The 4,464-nt window shown below is 36.8% G+C and carries 2 protein-coding genes; one reads left to right on the top strand and one right to left on the bottom strand.

The window, feature by feature from the left end; translation table 11 throughout:
* Positions 1–409 precede the first annotated feature (409 nt).
* Positions 410–2,779, bottom strand: a complete 2,370-nt coding sequence (locus tag ASL19_RS10205) for an ATP-binding cassette domain-containing protein (RefSeq protein WP_057178257.1) — start codon at positions 2,777–2,779, stop codon at positions 410–412.
* 65 nt (positions 2,780–2,844) lie between these two features.
* Here ASL19_RS10205 and ASL19_RS18630 point away from each other — a divergent pair.
* The coding region (locus tag ASL19_RS18630) for a serine/threonine-protein kinase (protein ID WP_235528978.1) at positions 2,845–4,464 on the top strand (1,620 nt) is incomplete at its 3' end.

Raw genomic sequence — 4,464 nt, 5'->3', positions numbered from 1 at the left:
TTTTGATTTGGTTTCATCCCCCTAGGGTGTGCTGCGCAATCGCCTGTAGGGAATGCAATGCGATCGCCCAAAGGGAGTGCTGCGCAATCGCCCCTCAACAGATTCAGATTTTTCCCTTGAGAAGGAACAGGGGAGACCCTAAATGCGAGATCTCATAGGGAATGCTTTGTGATCGCCTGTATGGAGTGTTTTGCAATCGCTCGTAGGGATTGATCCATAATCGCGCACTTATAAGAAACAATGGTGATATTCCACTATGGAGCAATAGTAGTATGGAACAATGGTTCAAAAGTGCAAAATTGATAAAGGTTTAAACTAGGTCAGGGTAACCCTTCTAAAAGCTGGAAATAGCAATCGTTTTTCAACAAACTTTAGCTTTGAGATGAGGAACTAATTCCCTAGGGGGATCTCAACTAAAAATATCTTTTTGCTTTTGTATCCAAAAAGTTAACGTCAAATATACAACACCATGTAAGAGCAACATTCCCCAATTTAAACTCAAATTCTCCCAATTTGGTTCATAAACAGAAGTAGGGCTAAAAACCTGGGGAATCATGCTCCCATCCGGTAATTGAACTGGTTTTGGAATCAGTCCATTTATATCTACAATTGTTCCATAACCACCTACTGACCATCTACTAATAGTCAACCAAGATAATACTTTACTCATGGCACCCTCTGTTTTAAATAACACTCCTGCAAAAATAGTTTGTGGTAATATCAACAATGGCAAAGCACCATTCGCCTGACTGCTATTTTTTACTAATGCAGAAACTAATAGTCCTAAACAAAAACTGCTGAATAATGTCATAAAACTATTTATCCATAAACCTAAACTCCAGGCAATAAATGAATTGTCAACAGGCTCCTTAAATCCTAATAACACAACAAGTACAATTAATAAAGACTGCAACACGCCTAACCCTACTAAAGTAACTACTTTAGACCCTAAATATGCAAATAATCCTAAATTTACTAATCTCTCCCTTAAATATATTCCTGATTCCTTCACTATTTCTTGTAATGAACTAGAAAATCCTACCCATAATCCAGCACAAGTAAATACAAACAAAACACGCAAAGCTATAGACGCCAAGGAAGGATCCGACTCATCTAATAAAAAAGGATCTTGACTTCTAGATGCTATCCAAACCAATATAATTGCTACTGGTGCTGTTAAAAGAGATAAAGATAAATTAACACGGTCACGCAAAGTTAACTGATAACAACGCTCAGTTAATAGAGGTAACTGTTGCCAAAAACCAACCTTTTTTTGCTCTGGTTTTTGTTTCCTCCCCTCCTCCTCAGAAAAATCTAATTGGTTGGCAATGTATTTTTGATAGTAACTAGATTTCAAAAAGTTTTCTACACACTGTTTAATATGATATGGCTGTTCCAATTTATTGTAAATATCCGAAAAATCTCCAACCTCAAAAAAGTGCAACGCATCTTGAGGAGTACCAAAATAACATAACTTACCACCACTACCTAAAAACACTATCCTATCACAAGCAGTTATATTAGCCGTTGCATGAGTTACCAAAATAATAGTTCTAGTTCCATCATGAGCCAATTTTTGCAACAACTGCATCATTTTCTTATCTAAACCTGGATCTAATCCCGAAGTAGGTTCATCTAAGAAAAATAATTTGGGATCTGCCAATAATTCTACAGCAATACTAACCCTTTTTCTCTGTCCTCCACTTAATTGAGTAATTAAATTATCACGAAATTTTGTCATTTCTACTGCTTCTAGCGCTTCCTCCACTATCTGTTTTAAGTTTACATCTTCTGGCAATCTCAACCTAGCTGCATAAGTTAACACTTCAATTACACTCAAGTCTAAATGAATAATATCATCTTGAGGAACATAACCAATTTGATTACGGTATAAATTAAAATTTTCTTGCAAGTTTTCACCATTTATATAAACTACACCTGTCGTGAGCTTTTCAATTCCTAAAAGAGTTCGCATTAATGTAGATTTACCAGCTCCACTCCCTCCCACTAAAGCCACTAATTGTCCAGGCTCAATAGCAAAAGATAAATTATCTATACGACGTTTCTTGCCAGTTTCTAAAATTAGATTTTGTGCATCTAATCTAATGTGAGTTCCCCTATCAATTAAATCTAAATAATGTTTACGAAAAATTAGAATATAAGGACCTATCCGAATCTTATCATTTTCGCTTAAAACAAGCTTATTTCTCACCTGTGTTTCATTTACAAAAGTACCATTCTTACTATGATCATAAATTACATATCTACCTTTCTCAATATCAATTGTAGCATGAATACGAGATACCATAGGCGAGTCTAGTACCATATTAGCATTAGATTCCCTACCAATAACAATAGATCTATCCTTAATAAAAATACGACTATGACTAGGAGTAACCGCAACACTAGATTGGGCAGGATTAAAATACCTGATTTCCAACAAACTATTGGCATGTTGAGAAATTTGTATCTTAGAACCATCAGTTAATAACAATCCATCAGATAAAGAAATTAGAGAATGGTTAATAAAAATTCTATTGCTACTGGGGGTTTGACCATCACCATCATAAATACGATAATTAGACCCCTCTTTTCGGAATGTAGCTTGCATCCGGGAAACCATTACCCATTCAGCAGGAACCAGCAAATCAGCTTTCCTGGGATCTCTCCCTAATACGTGCTGTTCATCATCTAATTCAAATTGTTTTATTTCCCCCTGATTATTTAATATAATGTAGGGTGTAATTGCAACAGTCTCTTTAGCTACTTTCTGTGACATAATTAGTTTTTAAGTATTAGATGTGAATAAATTGTCAATAGTAAATAAAAAAGGATACAAAAATCATGGCAGTAGTTTGGCGACCAACACAACAAATCAACAACGGTCGGCTTACCATACAAAAGGTACTAGGAAGTGGTGGTTTTGGAATTACTTACAAAGTAACAGATCTCAGAGGTAAAGTATATGCCCTTAAAACCTTGAATCCAACCATACAGCTGAGACCAGATTTTCAGGAGCAACAAGTAAAGTTTATCAATGAAGCAGTTATAGCGGCAAGGTTTAATCATCCTCATGTACTTAAAGTCTACGAGGTAGTTCAAGAAGGAGAACTTTTTGCCGTACTAATGGAGTATATAGATGGTATTTCGCTCTCCAATTATATTGATAATAATGGACAACTACCTGAGAATCAAGCATTAAGATATATCAATCAAGTTGGTCAAGCACTGGAGCATATACACGAGGATAATTACTTACATAGAGATATAAAACCAGACAATATATTATTGAAAAACAATGGACAAGATGCTATATTAATAGACTTTGGACTAGCTAGAACAATAGCGACCCAAAGTATGAGTAACTCGTTGACACAAGGTTATGCACCCATAGAACAGTATCAAAGACAAGGGAATTTTGGACCACATACAGATGTCTATGGCTTAGCAGCAACCCTGTATTACCTACTAACTGCTAATGGACTGCGGTTAGAAGGTAAAGTATCTCCAGTCCCAGCGTTACATCGTAAATACGAGCAAGAGGAACTACCAGAACCAAAGAGTTATAATCCTAGTATCAGTGAAAAGGTTAATAGTGCCATAATGGATGCAATGGCAATAGACCCAGAAAGAAGGACGGAAAACATAAAAGAATTCAGACAAGATTTGGGGTTAGTAAGAGCAGAACCATTACCAACAAAAACACCTCCCTCCGTTCCAAACGTACAGCCACGAGAACGAAGAGACCCCATAACCATAAAACAAACAGCAAGACCAAACCCGGATTTAGAGAAAACATTGGATCCGTCATTTTTACCAATACCAAAAGGTTTAACAGATTCTCCCGGGGAAAAAATTTGGGTAGGGTTCGCAATAACAGGATTATTTACACTAGCAATAACAGTGTTACAATATATGCCAACAGATTCTCCCACAGTTATCAACCCACCAGAAGTAACAGATTCTCCCACAGTTATTCCCACATTAGAAGAAACTCCTATAACTACACCTAGCAGGTACACAAAATTAGAAACCCTATTAAAAGCTCAAGACTTTAGAGAAGCAGATTTAGAAACAGACAGAGTAATGTTAGCAGTAGCTAACAGACAAAGCGAGGGTTGGTTGAGAACAGAAGATGCAGAAAATTTTCCCTGTCAAGAATTGCGCACCATTGACAATCTGTGGTTAAAATATAGTCAGGGTAAATTTGGTATATCTGTCCAACAAGAAATATACAAAAACCTGGGAGGAACAAAACAATTTGATGTGAATGTATGGAGATCCTTGGGAGACAGTGTGGGATGGAGAAAACAAGGTTCATGGCTCGATTACAAAGATTTAAACTTTTCATTATCCGCACCAACGGGTCAACTCCCGGTTCTTGGGGTGTGGTGGGTGGATTTCGGGGGGTGGTATGGTGGTGGTAAAGATGCAAATTGGGAGGACTTCCCTCCTGTCAAGACA

Source organism: Cylindrospermopsis sp. CR12, from assembly GCF_001432185.1.
In the GTDB taxonomy this organism is placed as follows: domain Bacteria; phylum Cyanobacteriota; class Cyanobacteriia; order Cyanobacteriales; family Nostocaceae; genus Raphidiopsis; species Raphidiopsis raciborskii.
Note: the sequence above shows the minus strand (reverse complement) of the source record. Positions and strands in the feature narration are given on the sequence as shown.